We start from the raw sequence: 16,013 nt of genomic DNA, 5'->3' as shown, positions 1-16,013 counted from the left end.
TTTTTTTGCAGAGCTATCCCTGTTTGCCGCCTTAGAGAGAAACAGAAATAGCCCGATGTCCGCACCAGATCTGGGAACTCAGCACCGGATGTAAGGAAAGTCCCCCCGTTTTTGGGGAATTCTCGCAGGCAAGAGCCAGAGCTTGACTGGGACGGCTGACTGGCTTGGTTATTGCTCAGATGCTCGCACTCACAATTCGTTGATCGACTGGAGATGAGAGCCTTGTGGAAACATCCTCTGCTTCTAGGCATCGCATGTGGATTTACGATCCTTGCACTTGGTTTTCTCGCGAGCTTTATCCTGCTCCAGTGGCAGCTGAGATAACCAATTGACCCAAGTAGCGTGCAGTCGTCGGCGTAAACCGGAATTGAAGACCTGCTCGAGCGTCCGCTATTGGCCGTTCTTTGCCGATCGTGACCGGCAGAAGTCGACCCAATGCGGACGTTTAGAGTATTAAAAATTAATTTGTCTCCTTTTCACTCCAGTGCGTTCGTGAGTCGTAGTCATGAGTGAGAGTGATTCTTGCGGAATTTATAACCGATTATAGAGCCGGAGCCTGGTACCGTATGAAAATCAGAACATTACTACGGCGGTTGCTGATAATGCATCACCATACGGACTGTTCCAGTTTACTAAGTTCTTCTTCTGCTACCCCTGTAGAGAGTAGTAATTTGCGAATAGGTCCGGCAATAATATATCCATCCGCTATCGGGTCTATTCATAAGTGACATATAAAAGTTAATCAATGATCTGCTATATGCTCAATGTCAAATAGATATTTCGGGTAATTTAGGTCTGCTAATCTTTTCTATGCGGGTGTTCGGCACTGATAAAATAGAGGCAGGAGGAAGTCAGATGAAAAATATAATGAGAGTTACAGTTGAAGGTTTTATTGGGTTTGGGGGCGGGCAGATATTATCTTTTCCTTGGAAAAGAGTCTCTGAAAACTCGGCCATTCTTGCCAGCATTACTACACGGAGAAAAGGTCCAGAATACCGGGGAAGTAAAAAAATTAAATTTACGCCATTTCCTCTTCACGACACTTATCTGGAGTGTGTTAATGGATTTGGCAAAGGAGGTGACAAGAAGAGTGGGGTGCTAGTTTCATTCCATGTACCTGATAGAGATCCATTCCCAACGCTTAGTGGAGATCCATTTGCTAGAGTTCCAATCGATCTTATATTCACATTCGTATGCATGGACGATTTTTCTGGTTTGGATTTTGATAAGTATTATATTGACTCCTTCGCAGCATTGAATCGAATTAAATGACTCATAATATATGTTGAGGCATGACCAATTGCCGCTAAGCATAGGCCGGGGTTGTCTACCGGAGCATTCCGCTATTTTAAATGTCCACTTTTGGCCGGTTTCTGCCTACCGTGAAGGGCAGAAACCGACCCATAGCAGCCCTTCGCCAGGCGTGTGACCGGCGAGAAGAAAATGTCTTAATAGTTTCATTTCGCTCCCGCCAAGTTCGCCGCGTCTTCTTTCCGATACTGGAGGTATTTCAAATAAGGCTCCGAAAATCCTTCTTTGTACGCATACTCAAAGGCATTGGTAAACAAGACATAATCATCGGCTGTACCCGAGCGATCTTCATCATTTTCATTCTTTCTGTATGCTGCGGTCGAAGCTTTTTCCATCGGCCCGATGAGGTCTGAAAAGAATCGCTCGGCCTCCTTTCTGTCCAGCGTTCCTCCATACTTGGAAATATCATCAAGAAACCGTGAGCGAGATTTGAACCTGGCAAACTCCGGCGGGGTTATGTAACGTTTGTTGCCTGCCTCTTTCACGACGACAACGCTTTCCTGTGGTTCCCCAAGCATGATCTCCTGCGCGCACAGATACGCTAGGACAACGCGTTCCTTAGAGACTTTTTTGTCTATATGCTCATCAACCAGAAAAAGAACCTGATTGGTATCAAGTGCCACACTCGCGCCATCCTTGCCGAATTCATCAAACAGGAAAACCTCCTTCCTACATGCTGAATCTTCCCTTACGTTGTCCGGATCACCCTTGAAGAAGGCAAACGAGTCGTTTATGTATTTCTGCGCGTCTGCATAACGCCCCGCCAGTATTAAAGAGTCTGCGATTTTTGCAGCGGCATGCCGGCAAGCCATCCACAGCTCCCATTTCAAAGGCCTATTTGCCTTCGAACAGTTCGCATCGTAATCAGGAATCAGATGAGCCGATGCATTCTTTACCTCTTCGTAGGTGCTCGCCACTGGCTCTTTGTCGCGATCTCCGTAACTGGAGCACCCTCCCACGGCCAGCAACACGAGAACCCAAACGACACGACAGCGTCCCTCGATAGCCTTGACCATTGCTATCACTCCTCGTCTAACGATTCTCCACCTTGCTGGCCTCAATGCCTGCGGGATTGGCCCAGTAGTTACGTACATTCACCAAATAACGCCAACGTCCGCCCGAGCATTCATACACGCGTTCACCGTAACTGACGATGGCGCCATCCTGGTGGTAATACAAATGAGCGTCATCATTATGTTTGGTGAAGTATTTGCACGGTTTACCGTCATAATCATTCGTAGGGTCAAGCGGCTGGTTGGCCGTCATTGATTTAGGTTCTTCTGTCTTGGGCTCATCATTGCGTTGCCCTTTGTTGGCCCAAGGATTGAGCGTCGGATCCTGTTTCGATTTTTGCACCTGAATCCTGTTTTTCCTAGCTTGCTCCTCTTTTTTCAGCAGGTCCTGGCGATCCTGTTCGGCTGCCTGTTCCAGTTCACGCCTTGTGCGCTCTGCCTCTTCCTGACTCATGGTCTCCATGACGCCCTGGATTGCTCGGAGTCCCTCTTGGTAGGCCGCATCCACATCAGACGATCCTGCACTTCTACTGTTGCTAGATCTGCCAGGTTGAACATCCACTTCGGTAGCGTTGCCCGCAAAAACGGGTGAATTAGAGAGGGTTGCAGCGAAAACCGCAAAACACAAAAAAGCAACGAAGCTGCCTGTTCTTTTGCTTGGACTGAACATAAACCAGCTCCTTGATATCCAAGTTTCGATAGAAACACCAAGAGCATTTGACATTAAATTCTAGTCGAGCTTTTTCACGCTGCCCGGCTCATTTACTCTTCCGATGGTTCTAATCCGAGGCACCCTATCCCCGTCAGACCTTGGGCGCGCGAAACTGCAAAGCGGCAGGGGGGGCAGGGCAGGCTTTAGAGGCGTTTGCCGGGCCTTGGTTTTTGCGGCTGAGGATAATGAATCGTTGTGAATGCAGATATGTGAAGCCGGTGAATCGCAGCTCGTGATGAATAGGACTGTAATGAAACTCATGAAATATAGGGTGTATGCCATAACGTAGTTAGACGAGGCTGTCCGTTAGCGGGTTGGCTTGGAAGATGCTTCAAAAATTGTGTCTAAAGCAGCCAATCGCGAGTGACCACTTTTGGCCGATCGCGGTCATTCTGGCGTCATCAGCACTGCAAGCGTCAGCTTGATGAACTCTTCGTTTTTATCAATGGTGTGCAAGGCGCCGCGGACATTCTCGGCGACGTCAGCCGCGCCGCGCTGCTCGACCCAATTCGATAGCTCCATGATGGCGGCTTCCAGGGCGAGCTGGTTTTCGTTGATCTTGAAGAGTAGGGAAGGGAGCAGGTCAGAATTGGGCATCGCGAATCCTCCGTGAAGAGGTGAGCGTAGCATCTGGGAAATGAAGTGTTCGAGGGGAGTGGCATTCGGTCGGCAGAATGCCAGGGGAGGGGTTAGAATCAGTTCCCAAACTCAAGGACGAGCCCGCATTTTATGCGGTCTGGAGAGCATCTGTATCGCCTTAGTTTCGGAACTAAAAAAGGCTACATGCCGCAGCCAGTATGAGTTTCACTAGCGGATTGCAAATCCGCCTACGCCGGTTCGATTCCGACCTCGGCCTCCACTATAAATAGCCCCGTAGATCAATGATCTACGGGGTTTTTTTATTGCCCTCGGGAAGTGATGTGTTCTGCAATTGTTGGCATGTGTTCCGCACCCCTAACTGAAAGCCGTTCTTATGAGGTAGCTTGGAGGCCGAAGGACTCTGCAATACGACCGATAATGGTCTGGAGGTCTCCCCGGATCCTGAGTGCTTTGAAGTCGATCTCCTCGGCCGCCAGGCGCTCAAGGAACTGCACCATGTCCGCGTTGAGCCTCTCGGACAATTCGATGACATCGCCGGTCAGTAGGCCGGTCAGAACCAGGACATCGTTACGGTGCTTCTTGATGTTCTTGCTATCGATCCTGCCTTCACCGTTCATTTTGCGCTGAGACAGGTCGAGCCAGGCTTTGGCCTTGAAGGGGATGAGGCGATCAGCGCTGACGTAGGACAGCTCCTCATTCTGCTGGCGCCCACCAAGCAAAAAATCGTAGTAGGCGTCATCGAGCAGGATCGCGGATAAGCTAGATACCGATTCGTCTGTGGGGATGGGTGTTGCCGTCGCGTTCTCTTCGTGCTCCAGGCCTTCTGGCGCACGCGAAAAGAGTTCGATCATGACGGGATAGGTCTCATTTGTAGGGTTCTGGAAGTGATAGAACACGGGTCGGTCACCGCCCTTTTGCTTGATCTGATACCCACCTGCCTTGATAAAGTCCCAGAAATGAGCAACGAATCCAGCATCCAGTGCTTCGATAACCAGGACAATGTCCAAGTCCTTGGTGGCCCTGAAACTTTCACCGGCATCATCCATTGCCAGAGCGGAGGCAACGCCACCGATCAGGACGTAGCGATCACGGAAATCGCGGAAATGCTGGCCGAATACATCCAGACCTCTCACGCTAGCCATTTAACCTGCTCCTTGAGTTCATCCAGCGCAATCTGAATGCGTTCGTCGGGGTTGTCTTCCAAGCTCAGAAAAAGCGACGCTGCGTCTGCCAAGTGTTGCGATTCGGTGAGCGACGGATACGCCCAGATCTCCACCCATTCCTCGATCGCGTCCACCGACTCGATGACCTCGAACGCTTCAAGCGCCAGCATGTCATTGAACACTTTCTTGCTCATTCCCCATACAGCCTGCTTTGGCTCCGCCAGCATCGTACACATGGCTAAGGCTGTTTCTCCGGCGATGAATACACCGGGCGCCATGGGGATAGCATTGCGAGTAATGCCTATTTTCTTTTTGACGGGGGACCGTAGGTATTGCTTGGCCTTTCGGAACACCTCAGCAGGCGATCCGCTGAAGGCGTAGGTCTTCCAGGGCAGCTCGCTTTTGGCAGGGGTAATCACCTCCAGCGATTTCAGCTGATCCACTGCCTTGGAGAGAGTCACCCGGCTGTAGCTGAGATCGCCCAGCAGAGCGTTCGTCGTGAAATAGGATTCGTCTGTTTTGCCTGCATAGAGGCATGAGAGAAGCATGGCCTGGGCGGCGGGGAGGAGGGAGGTAACCTCGCTTTGCTCGCGCCGTCGGCGGAAACTTTCGCGCAGGTCCAGTGCCATCTCCGGAATGAACATCTGGAAGCCGGGCTGGATAAAGTTGACCTGATGCGTGATCAGGCTTCGCCGGTCTTGGATCGTCAGAGACCTGCAGACGTAGGTGATTACCTGGTTGGTAACTTTGCGCACCAGATCGATGTGCTTCTGCAGCTTCACGATGCCTGGATAATCAACCTCAGCTCTGGAGACCAGCAGCATCATAGTGAGCGCCGAGTGGTTCGCCATCGGGATGCTCAATTCGTAGGTTTTGTAGCTGTCCCGGATGTTGAAGGGGACCCTGAGGGGCATCGGCGTCAGGTGCGCCGTCACACCGAGAACGGACTCGATGTAGGCCTTTGCTTCGTCTTGTAAATTCGGCATATCCCAACTTCGTGTTAATCACTTTTTTCACTGTAAACCATGGTGGTTAACAAGTCAAAAAAGTGATTTACAGATACGCGATTTCAGGCGTCATAGGCGAAACCTGCCACGCATAGTGCGGGCGTGGTGGGGGGGCATGCGACTGCGCGTTATGAACTGGACAGTGTGATGCGTCGAACCGTGAAGGCCGGGCATACTTGCCCACCTGTGCAGTACCCTCATTTCCCCCAACCGCGCTTCCCGTAATATCAAAGCTCACCCTGTCAGTCAGCCGCGCACCTCAATAGGGTCGCGAATTACACGCCTCATCAATAATGTCGATGAAGTCATCATGGGACACCGGCTTGCTCACGTGGTAATTGAAGCCCGATTGCCTGGCCTTTTTCTCGTCGTTGCTGGTGGTGTACCCCGTCAGGGCAATGGCCGGTGTGTGTTTGAGGTGGGTGATCTGGCGAATCGCCTGGATCAGTTCGTGGCCACTCATGACTGGCATGCCGATATCCGAGATGATCACGTCGTAGCTGCTGTCCTTGGCCGCTTGCAGGGCCTTGAGTGGGTCGCTGAAGGCTTCTACGTGGGCATCCTCCATTTCCAGCAGCAGTTGCAGGACTTCCATGACTTCCCTGGAGTCATCCACCAGCAGCACTTTCTGGCCGATCAGGCGCCCCGATTCGCCCCTGCTTTGCGGTTGGTCGTTGGCGTGCTGTGGCGTCTGGCACAGTGGCAACAGGACGGTAAATCGGCATCCGCGGCCCAGGCCTTCGGAATGTACATTCACCGAACCGCCATGGGCTTCGACCAATTGGCGCACCAATGACAGGCCAATGCCCAGGCCCTCGCGCTGTTGCGGGGTGTGCTGGTTTTCCGCCTGGCTGAACAGGTCGAACACCTTGTGCAGGTTGTCCTGTTCAAGCCCTGCGCCACTGTCGATGACATCCAGGCGTGCCATGCCGTCGACCTGGCTGGCGATCAGCTCGACTTGACCATTTTGCGGGGTGAACTTCAACGCGTTGTTCACCAGGTTCCAGATGATCTGTTCCAGGCGTGTGCTGTCGGCATCCACCACCAGCGCTGGCTCGGGGGGCTGAGGCACCTGCAGCGTGATGACGCACGGATGCTGGTCGTTGACGAGCACGGTGTGAATGTCCTGGAGAATCCGTCCCAGGTCCACCGCTTGTTTTTTCAGTTTGAGTTTGCCGGTGCGCACCCTGGCGACGTCCAACAGGTCGTCGATGATCCGTGCCTGGCTGCTTACGGCATCGCAGATGGTGTTGACGGCTTTCATGGCCGGCCCGGCGCTTTTGGTGATTGGCAGTCGACGCAGCAGTTCTGCGTTGAGCTGGATAAGATTGAGCGGGTGTTTGAGCTCATGGGACATCACGGCAAAGAACTCGTCCTTGAGGTGGCTGCTGGTCTGGGTTTCCGCCAGTTGCTGGTTTTGCTGGTCGTGAATGCGCTTGTGACCGGTGAGGTCGCGCGCAATCTTCACGTAGCCCTGCAGGCTTTCCCCCTTGAGCAGGGCGACTTCGCCGCTGCAATAGAAGCGGCTGCCGTCCTTGCGCAGGTGCCAGCGCTCGTCTTCGCCTCGCCCATGTTGGCGTGCCGCCGCCAGTTCTGCCTCCGGCACGCCCTCGGCGCGGTCCTCGGGGGTGAAGATCAGGTCATAGCAGGCGCCCAGGACTTCGTCCTTGGCGTAACCGAAAATCAGCTGCGCACCGGTGTTCCAATCGGTGATCATGCCGTGCTCGTCGAGAATGATGATCGCGAAGTCGTGGGTGCTTTCCGCGACCAGGCGCATGCGTTCCTCACCCAGGCGCAGCTCGTCTTCGGCGGCGCGACGCTTGGTGATGTCGATGAAGGTCAGCACCGTGCCGTCGATGTGGTCCTCGCTGGACCGGTAGGGCAGCAGGCGGGCGATGTACCAGCGCTGGTCGTGGCTGCTGACCTCGCGCTCGATCATGTTCAGCGAATCGAAAACTGTCGCCGCGTCCTCGGCCAACTGCGGGTAATCCAGGCGGTGGGTGATGTCCATCAGCGAGCGCCCGGTGTCGACCGGCAGCATGCTGAAGATGTCCGTGGCCCTGGGGGTGAACCAGCGGATGCGCATGTTGCGATCGACGAAGACGGTGGCAATGTCGGTGGAGGCAATCAGGTTGGTGAGGTAGTCGTTGATCTTGTCGGTTTCTTCAACCTTGGTCTTGAGCTCGTAGTTGACCGTCAACAGTTCCTCGTTGATCGATTGCAGCTCTTCCTTGCTGGTCTCCAGCTCTTCGGTAGCCGAACGCAGCTCCTCGTTGATGGCCTGCATTTCCTCGTTGGAGGCCTTGAGCTCTTCGCTGGATACCTCCGATTGCTCGATGGTCTCCTGCAAATGCAGCTTGGTGCGCTGCAGCTCTTGCTCGAGATTGCTCAATATCCGGTTTTCGGTCTGGTTCGCGACGTTGGCGAGCGAGTCCTGAGGCTCGACTTCACGCTCCTCGAAGATCACCAGGACGTACTCGTTTTCGGTCTCTTCATCCTTGTACGGGTGCGCAGTCAGGTCGACCAGGTAGCTGCGCTGCTCACGCTCGATCCGTACTTTGCGCGAGGTCACTGGTGTGCCGGCCTGCTGCACCTGAAACAGCGTGGTGCGGATCTCCAGTCGCAGGTCCGGGTGGGCCAGCGTCAGCAAGTTACGCGACAACTCGCCGGCCACGTAACGCAGGAAACGTCCGGCACCTTCGGTGATGTGTAGGATATTGGCATGGGTGTCGACGATGATGCTCGGCGGCGCAGCCTTTTCCAGAGCGCGCAGGTGGATATCGGCGTAGGACGTCTTGCGTGCGGTTTGAGCGACGACGGGGCTGCTGGCGACGGTGGTGCGCACGTAGCCACCCCGAGGCATGGCCGGCGCCCGCCGGGTATTGGCCAGGCCGCTCTTGGCGCGGAAGATGCGGTTGCGTTTGTCCACGGGGGTGAACAGGTCCAGGCAAGCGTCAGCGGACTCGGAGGACCCCAGGAACAGGTAGCCGCCCGGGCGCAAGGCAAAATGGAACATCTGCATGATGTCGCGCTGCACGTCGCGGTCGAGGTAGATCAGCAAATTTCTGCAGACGATCAGATCGATTTGCGAGAACGGCGGGTCCAGCAACAGGCTGTGCCTGGCGAACAGTACTTTCTCGCGGACTTCCTTGCGTACGCGAAAGTGCTGTTGTTCCCGGCTGAAGTACTGGCGCATGTAGGACGACGGGACATCGGTTGCGATGGCCTCGGGATAAACGCCGTTGCGGCCGAAGGCGATGGCCCGGTCATCGATATCCGTGGCGAAGACTTGCAGCTTGGCAGGGCTGTCTTGCTGCGCCAGCTGTTCGGTCAACAGCATCGCCAGGCTATAGGCTTCTTCGCCGGTGGAGCAGCCCGCCGACCAGACACGGATCTCGTCACGGTGCGGCCGTGAATCCTGCAACGACTTGAGCAAGCTGGGCACGACATCGCGCTCCAGAGCCTGGAAGGCTTCGCGGTCGCGAAAGAAATTGGTGACGCCGATCAGCATGTCGCACAGCAGTTCCCGGGTTTCTTGCGGGTGTGCTTGCAGGTACTGGTAGTAGGCGGCCAGATCCGGTTGGGCGGTCACTTGCAGGCGTCGCTCGATGCGGCGCAGCACCGTTGCGCGCTTATAGTGCTTGAAGTCGTGGCCAGTGCCCGCGCGCAGTTGCAGCAGAATGTCTTGCAGCAGCTGTTCCGCGACGACAGCGTCGCGCTCGCTGGCAGCTGGGCCGATACTGGCGTCAGGGTCGTCGGTGATGGGCAGGTGAATGGCTTGCGAGTTGTGCCACAGCTCCAGCAGTTTTTGTGGCATTTGCACCACCGGCAGCACCAGATCGACCATCTGGGTGTCGATGGCGGCGCGGGGCATGCCGTCGAACTCGGCATCTTCAGGGGCCTGCACCAGTGTGATGCCGCCTTGTTCCTTGATTCGCGACAACCCCACCGCGCCGTCGGAACCCGTGCCCGACAGCACCAGGCAAAAGGCACGCTCCTTGTGCACATCCGCCAGGTCCCTGAAGAACAGATCGATGGCGATGTTCAAGCTAGGGTGGCGATCGGCCAATGTCACCGACAGGTAGCCATCGCTCATGGTCAGGTGGTGCGCGGGCGGGATGACGTAGACGGTGTTCTTTTGGATATCAGTGGTTTCGGTCACCTGCAGCACCGGCATCCCGGTGACTTCCTGGATGATCCGGTCGACGATGCTCTGGTGATCCGGTGACAGATGAAGAATGACCACGAAGGCCATGCCGTTGTCATCGGGCATGTGCTGGAAAAATGCCTTCACGGCCTGAAGCCCGCCGGCGGAAGCGCCGATGCCTACCACGGGAAAGTCCAGCGTACTGGGGGTCGACTCTCTGCGCTGGGGGGCATCGGGAGTGTGCTTCGTGGAAGACTTCATCAATTAAGGCCTTAAATGGCGATGGCGGCAGCCTGCCGACGCCAATTCGAACGGGTCCAGGAAAGGGCTAAGAATAATGCGCACAGCGCCGCATTGCGAAGGCAAAGATCGGCGCTGTTGGCACCAGCATAGATCAGGTCGCGGGGTTGGCCGGCCTGGCAGCGGGCGAGGGCGGTGAAAGGGTTTGGTTGTGCTGCCAAGCTATTGAAATATAAAGTGATATTGTCGTTTTCGCGACGCGCTGGGCACATGTTCGCTGTCGATCTTGCCCGATGCTGTAAAAAATCACCGTAGATCCATGATTTAACGCGCTTTTTTTTCTGTAACCGGTTGGATCCAGTGTTCGAAAAACAGCGTCACAAACTTGCTTCGCCCGGACGGGATGTATATATTCCCCCCTCTGCTTCACCGCGCTACCGCCCGAATGGCGAAACTGGTAGACGCATGGGACTTAAAATCCCCCGCTCGTAAGGGCGTGCCGGTTCGATTCCGGCTTCGGGCACCATGAATATCAAGGGCTTGCGTGAGATACCTCACGCAAGCCCTTTGTTTTTTATTGCCGCAATTTTTGAATTTTTGCCGCAATACCTATTTTGTCGACGTCACCTTCTTGCCTTTCCGGTTGCGGATGTAGTGCTCAGTCATCACGACGGTGGTGTGGCCCAGCTGGTCCATCGCCTCTCGAATGTTCCCTGTCGATTCTTCCTTGTCCGTAGCTGCTTTGGCCCGCAAATCACGCATCTGAAAGTGCGCCTTATCAATCCCGGCTTTCTCCCTGGCTATATCAAAACCACCCCTGAGCATTGAATAGGTCAGTGGTTGCCCGTTGTCGATCACGACCAAACGAGTAAACCTGACCTTCATTTCGGCTATTCTTGCAGCAATCCGGTCTATGACCACCTTTAGTTCGCCAGCGATCTCGATTCGGCGTTCGCTCCTGTCTTGCCCTGGCGGATGACTTCGGTGCGATCAAGAACATCAGCCGCGACGATCAGCTCGCCATGTTGCGTATACCACCGCAGTTGATGGGCGTGGTTCCGCAAAACGCTGGGGGCTTTGGTTCGATCCGCGATGCGGCGCAGGTGTGGGCTGTCAACGAGCTAGAACCGGAGCAAGCCAGGCTGCTGCAGATCAATGACTGGCTTGGAGAGGAGGTGGTGAGCTTCCGGCCATATGAGATTCCGGCACAAGGGTGAAACCAGGCGGCCGGAGACTGGTCATCCAGTCTGGGAAGTGGTGGTTTCCGTGGCCAAACAATAAAAGCCCCCGTACCGGGCTTGGTGTGGGGGGGCTTTCAACATTAGCGGCGTTACGAGTAATGCACCGTCACTCGCTTGCGGCGGAGACCGCGTGGGAGGCACAGGGGGGGCCTTCCACTCATTGGCTACCCGTTCGATTTTCTCGGAAAATTCATTGCACTATCGGCTTCGGTATTTTCTTATAAGCTCAATTAATAACTCTTTTGTTGGGGGCATAGACAGTTTTATAGACGCTTCTTTAATCGCATCCAATGGCAAATTCCACCAGCTCAGCTCTAGCAGCAAATCAACTATCTCCTTTTCAAATCGTTTTTTCAAAGGTTGTGCTGGATTGCCGCCAACAATCTCATAAGGCTCTACATCTTTAACTACCGTAGCATTGGTAGCCAGCACTGCCCCTGATCCTATCGATATGCCAGACATAATAGTCACCCCGTGCCCAATCCAGACATCATCCCCAATAATCAAGTCACCTTTCGTTTGTGGGTGACCGCTTATTTCTTGGCCGCCCAGCTCATCCACAAAAATATGGCCGAACGGAAATGTTGTCGTCCAATCTGTTCTATGATTTCCTCCCAGAAAAATATTGATAGAAGTTGAAAGTGAACAAAATGATCCGATTGTTAGACTAGCTCCCTCACCCCATTGCCTTATCGATAAGTTCTCGAATCCGTAAGTAAAGCGTCCTACTATTATATTACTTTCTCCGATTTTTCCGTATCTTTCTACATTGTTTGTCATGGTTAAATAATCGCCTGTATTAATGATTTTTCTAAAGTGGCAGTTTTTAATGAATAGAAACGGAATGCTAATTAGGTACTAATGCTCTGTGATTGGTTTTTCCCGTATTCGCTTTTAGAAAGTCGGAATATCTCGAACACTCGCGGAGCAATACTCATTGATGGAAACGGACGAGTCGAATTTGTCGTAGGCAGTAATTGGCACTTAAACGTCCGTGGCCTCGGCGCAGCTATTTACCAGCGTGGCGATGCCAGTCATGTGAGTGCAGTTCGCGCTACCGCAGGTATTCACAAACTGGGCTTTCATCGACGTTATTTTGATGTCAGACACAGAACAGTCTGCATATACCAATTGGGTGGCCGCCAAAAAGGCTAGCGCTACGAGGTACTTCATGGGTGGATCCCTTTCACAGGTAAAGTCTTTTAGTGCCGGACTCAGTGGCGGACTGGAGCTGGTGCATCTCCCAATTCAGCAGCCAACAACTCGACAGCTTCGGACAGTCTTTGTAGTCCCTTGACGCCCGATCCTTGGCTTGAGCATGGACTGGGGCAGGCTCGTTCTTGGTAGGGGGTAGCTCTATTGCGATATGTGCGACGTCCAGGCTTGCACGCATATCGGATACCAACTGCCGCATTTGGTCCAGGTATTTGTCAGTCATCCCATGGTTCCGTTTTCGATATACCGGCTTTAGCGCGCAAGTCGCGCATTTGGAACTCGGACTTTTCGACCCCGGCCGCTTCCCTGGCCAAGTCAAATCTCCCCCGCAGCATCGCCACCGACATTGGTGTGCCATCCTCTGTAACGATCAACCGCGTCGAGCGGACCTTGTGTTCTGACTTCCGGGGACCCAGGGCTGACATTCAAGACAGTCGTCTATTGGATGAAAGTGGTATATCGAGTCGCTTCATATTGTCCATCAGTAAGCGTGCTATGAACCTCTGGCTTGATTTCAGCCAGCTTGGGGCAGCGTCATTTCCTGCTGTGATGCTGCCGTTGGAACGATTGTAGACAGCGAATATTCGCTTTTTTGACATCAAAACAACATTGCTTTTTCCTAATATGCGCCTAGAATCGCAGCCCCCAGTGCATGGCAAACAGCCAGCATGCTATGGCTAATGATCGTCGTCCGTCAGCATGGAAGCACTTTAGTACAAAAGGATATGTCGTGAGTCCTCACCTTTTTCGCAAAACACTTCTGGCCTTGGCCATCGCCTCCAGTTCTGTGGCTGTTCAGGCCGAAACGCTGACTGTCAATGACCTCGGTATGGCACAAAGCCTGACCCAACACACTGACAGCGTTGAAATCATCGGTAGCAACAACAGCGCTGTTGCGAATTTGGATGTAATCAGTTTGAAGGGCGTTACCTTCGACAAAGATCTGATCCTCAATGCCACAATAACTCCTAGTGGCGCCTTCTCCGACGGTGTGGATTTCGACAGCCCCGATGGCCCGGTTTGGAAAAACAACTACATCGGCGGCGATTTGATCAACCGCGGCAACATCTCCGCAACCGGGAATGCCTCGACGGCCCTGCTGATCGACCCGTCCACCATCAAAGGCAGTGTGATCAACGAGGGTACATTAAGTAGTAAAGGCGAGCCTGTGAAGGACCTCGACGAAGATGAGCTCGAGGAAAATCGTGCAGTAGATATTTCCGGCAGCACCGAAATCGGCGGTGACTTGCACAACACTACCAGCGGCAAGATCATTGCCGAAGGTACCGACGCCACTGGCATCTCCATGAGTGGCGGCAAGATCAGCGGCAACCTGATTAACGACGGTTCGATTTCGGTCAAGGGCAGTCAAAGCACAGGCATTGACCTGACTTCCAACGGCGAAGGTAAGTACGTCGAGCACGCCGATATTTCGCAGCTCATCAACCATGGCACCATCACCGCCACTGGTGACGACGCCACCGCCATCGAACTGGACGGTGTCCGTTTCTCAGCCGACCCAGCCAAAGGCCATGTGATCAACAGCGGATCGATTCTGGCCAGTGACGCAGCCATCGAAGTCGGCGGCTTTGAAATTGACAGCGACCTCAAGCGACTGCGAATTGTTAACAACGGCACCATCATCGCTGGCGACGAGGCGATTGACGCTTCTGGCGCCACTGGCGGCGAGGTTTATCTAGATATGCTCAACGGCAGCAAGATTACCGGCAATCTGATAGGTCTGAACGGCATCAAGGTTTATGGCAACACTCAGTTTGCCGGCACTGACGCTACGATTGACGGTGCCAACATCACGCTCAAGAACAAAGGCCGGATCGACGTGGGCGATAATACCCAAGCCGGACATTTGGACTTCACCACGCCGCATACTAGTATCGACGGCGATATGTACGTCGCAGAGACCTCTTCCATCGGCTTGAATCTGAGCAGCGCGACCAATGCCAGCACACCTGTACTGAGCGTGAGTGGTACCGCCGGGTTTGCAAAGGGGTCGCAGATCAAACTTGCCGCACAGGGCAATGACTTCAGCGCCAACGGCAGCGAGTACACATTGGTCAAAGCCGGTACCTTGGAGAACAACGGTCTGACTCTGAACAGCACTTCGGCACTGCTTAACGTCGACAGCTACGAAGTCGCTGGCAACAAGATCGTCGCGAAGGTTACCACCAAGAGCGATACTCAGATCGGCGCAATATCCGACCAACAAGGTCTGTCGGGCAACTCGCGGGCAGCCCTGTCCAGGCTCCTCAACGACGGCGTGCTGGCGAAGATCAGCAATCGCGATGACCTCGTGTTGCAAGGCTTCTCCAACGCTGACGATAAGCAGCTGGCCGCTTTGGCCAAGCAGCTGACGCCTGAAGTCAACGGGGGCGACAGCCAAGCGGCTGCGACGGGCTTGTCGCTAGTCAATGGCGCCATTGGTTCGCGCTCCAGCGCGGCGCGCACTGGTCTGTCGTCGGGTGATCTGCTGGCCGAGACCGGCGTCTGGGTACAAGCGCTGACCAGCGATGCCACGCAGGACACACGCAAGAATGTCTCCGGTTATGACGCTGACAGCAACGGTGTCGCCATTGGTGCTGACGGCAAGCTAAATGCTGACACTACCATCGGTCTCGCTTACAGTTACCTTAGCACTGACGTGAACTCCGACGGTGGCAACAAAACCGACGTAACCGGCAATGCGTTGACGGTCTATGGTGATTGGACACGTGACAACTGGTTTATTGATGCATCCTTGACCTACGGCTGGAACGATAACGACTCCAAGCGCAGCATCGCCGGCACCCAAGCCAAGGCAAACTATGACAGTGATTTTCTGGGCCTGAGCGCTCTGACTGGCTACAGCTATCGCATCGACAAAAATCTGATCATCGAGCCTCAAATTGGCGCTCGTTACACTAACATCAGCATCGATTCGTATAAGGAAAAGGGCAGCTCTGCCGCGTTGAGCGTTGGTGCGCAGCGTTATGAAGTCGGGGAAATGGGTGCTGGCGTACGCATGGCAGCAGCCTTCGATCTGGGTAAGGGTAGCCTTGAACCGCAAGCCAAGGTCATGGCTTGGCATGATTTTATTGGCGATGAAACCAGTAGCACCAGCACCTTCGTTCTGGGCGGCACGCCGTTTACCACCACTGGTTCTGGTTCGGTGCGCGACAGCTACGAGCTGGGCCTCGGACTTGACTATAAGCTCAACGCCTGGACTGTGGGTGGCTCGTACGATTACCTCAGCAAGACTGCCTTCAGTGCGGATACTTTCACTGTGAAGGTTCGTTACGACTTCTAACCCGTCAGAGCGATATAAATCGACCCGCCGAGTGCGGGTCGTTTTATTTCTGTTTGGTGC

General features: G+C 54.2%; 10 protein-coding genes, 1 tRNA gene and 2 pseudogenes. 4 read left to right on the top strand and 9 right to left on the bottom strand.

The features are described from left to right. Positions 1 to 855: 855 nt before the first annotated feature. Entirely contained in the window at positions 856 to 1,272 is a 417-nt protein-coding gene (locus OH720_RS18290; RefSeq protein WP_272602327.1) for a hypothetical protein, read from the top strand. A gap of 185 nt (positions 1,273 to 1,457) precedes the next feature. On the opposite strand, the gene OH720_RS18285 is transcribed toward OH720_RS18290, so the two are convergent. The 6 genes from OH720_RS18285 to OH720_RS18260 form a co-directional block, all read right to left on the bottom strand. Further along, positions 1,458 to 2,327, bottom strand: coding sequence for a hypothetical protein (locus OH720_RS18285; protein WP_272602326.1), 870 nt, complete (start codon positions 2,325 to 2,327; stop codon positions 1,458 to 1,460). A gap of 16 nt (positions 2,328 to 2,343) precedes the next feature. Beyond that, entirely contained in the window at positions 2,344 to 2,994 is a 651-nt protein-coding gene (locus OH720_RS18280; RefSeq protein WP_272602325.1) for a hypothetical protein, read from the bottom strand. A 429-nt stretch (positions 2,995 to 3,423) separates the two neighbouring features. Then, the gene (locus OH720_RS18275) at positions 3,424 to 3,633 is read right to left on the bottom strand and encodes a hypothetical protein (RefSeq protein ID WP_272602324.1); all 210 of its coding nucleotides are present in this window, start codon (positions 3,631 to 3,633) and stop codon (positions 3,424 to 3,426) included. A gap of 374 nt (positions 3,634 to 4,007) precedes the next feature. Then, positions 4,008 to 4,778 (bottom strand): hypothetical protein, encoded by a 771-nt coding sequence (locus tag OH720_RS18270; protein WP_272602323.1) that lies wholly within the window; start codon positions 4,776 to 4,778, stop codon positions 4,008 to 4,010. Further along, on the bottom strand, positions 4,766 to 5,785 hold the full coding sequence (locus OH720_RS18265) for a hypothetical protein (RefSeq protein ID WP_272602322.1): 1,020 nt from the start codon (positions 5,783 to 5,785) through the stop codon (positions 4,766 to 4,768). Before OH720_RS18265 ends, OH720_RS18270 begins: the two co-directional genes overlap by 13 nt. 280 nt (positions 5,786 to 6,065) lie before the next feature. Further along, positions 6,066 to 10,214 (bottom strand): CheR family methyltransferase, encoded by a 4,149-nt coding sequence (locus tag OH720_RS18260; protein WP_272602321.1) that lies wholly within the window; start codon positions 10,212 to 10,214, stop codon positions 6,066 to 6,068. Between the two features lie 418 nt (positions 10,215 to 10,632). On the opposite strand from OH720_RS18260, the gene OH720_RS18255 reads away from it, so the two are divergent. Beyond that, positions 10,633 to 10,719, top strand: a tRNA-Leu gene (locus OH720_RS18255). A gap of 83 nt (positions 10,720 to 10,802) precedes the next feature. On the opposite strand, the gene OH720_RS18250 is transcribed toward OH720_RS18255, so the two are convergent. After that, on the bottom strand, positions 10,803 to 11,078 hold the full coding sequence (locus tag OH720_RS18250; RefSeq protein ID WP_442967200.1) for a tyrosine-type recombinase/integrase: 276 nt from the start codon (positions 11,076 to 11,078) through the stop codon (positions 10,803 to 10,805). 77 nt (positions 11,079 to 11,155) lie between these two features. Here OH720_RS18250 and OH720_RS18245 point away from each other — a divergent pair. Then, positions 11,156 to 11,410 (top strand): annotated as a pseudogene (locus tag OH720_RS18245) (phage portal protein); the annotation flags it as partial. A gap of 222 nt (positions 11,411 to 11,632) precedes the next feature. Here OH720_RS18245 and OH720_RS18240 read toward each other — a convergent pair. Beyond that, the gene (locus OH720_RS18240) at positions 11,633 to 12,214 is read right to left on the bottom strand and encodes a CatB-related O-acetyltransferase (RefSeq protein WP_272602320.1); all 582 of its coding nucleotides are present in this window, start codon (positions 12,212 to 12,214) and stop codon (positions 11,633 to 11,635) included. 653 nt (positions 12,215 to 12,867) lie between these two features. Then, positions 12,868 to 13,056: pseudogene (locus OH720_RS18235) on the bottom strand (integrase); the annotation flags it as partial. 323 nt (positions 13,057 to 13,379) lie between these two features. On the opposite strand from OH720_RS18235, the gene OH720_RS18230 reads away from it, so the two are divergent. Next, a complete protein-coding gene (locus tag OH720_RS18230) occupies positions 13,380 to 15,953 on the top strand; it encodes an autotransporter family protein (RefSeq protein WP_272602319.1) in 2,574 nt (857 codons plus the stop codon). Positions 15,954 to 16,013 lie beyond the last annotated feature (60 nt).

Origin of the sequence: Pseudomonas sp. WJP1 (genome assembly GCF_028471945.1) — a bacterium.
In the GTDB taxonomy this organism is placed as follows: Bacteria; Pseudomonadota; Gammaproteobacteria; order Pseudomonadales; family Pseudomonadaceae; genus Aquipseudomonas.
Note: the sequence above shows the minus strand (reverse complement) of the source record. Positions and strands in the feature narration are given on the sequence as shown.

Coding starts and splice junctions, on each gene's coding strand:
- OH720_RS18290 (WP_272602327.1), top strand. CDS start 856: ATGAAAAATATAATGAGAGTTACAGTTGAAGGTTTTATTGGGTTTGGG.
- OH720_RS18240 (WP_272602320.1), bottom strand. CDS start 12,214: ATGACAAACAATGTAGAAAGATACGGAAAAATCGGAGAAAGTAATATA.
- OH720_RS18275 (WP_272602324.1), bottom strand. CDS start 3,633: ATGCCCAATTCTGACCTGCTCCCTTCCCTACTCTTCAAGATCAACGAA.
- OH720_RS18270 (WP_272602323.1), bottom strand. CDS start 4,778: ATGGCTAGCGTGAGAGGTCTGGATGTATTCGGCCAGCATTTCCGCGAT.
- OH720_RS18265 (WP_272602322.1), bottom strand. CDS start 5,785: ATGCCGAATTTACAAGACGAAGCAAAGGCCTACATCGAGTCCGTTCTC.
- OH720_RS18260 (WP_272602321.1), bottom strand. CDS start 10,214: ATGAAGTCTTCCACGAAGCACACTCCCGATGCCCCCCAGCGCAGAGAG.
- OH720_RS18285 (WP_272602326.1), bottom strand. CDS start 2,327: ATGGTCAAGGCTATCGAGGGACGCTGTCGTGTCGTTTGGGTTCTCGTG.
- OH720_RS18280 (WP_272602325.1), bottom strand. CDS start 2,994: ATGTTCAGTCCAAGCAAAAGAACAGGCAGCTTCGTTGCTTTTTTGTGT.
- OH720_RS18250 (WP_442967200.1), bottom strand. CDS start 11,078: ATGAAGGTCAGGTTTACTCGTTTGGTCGTGATCGACAACGGGCAACCA.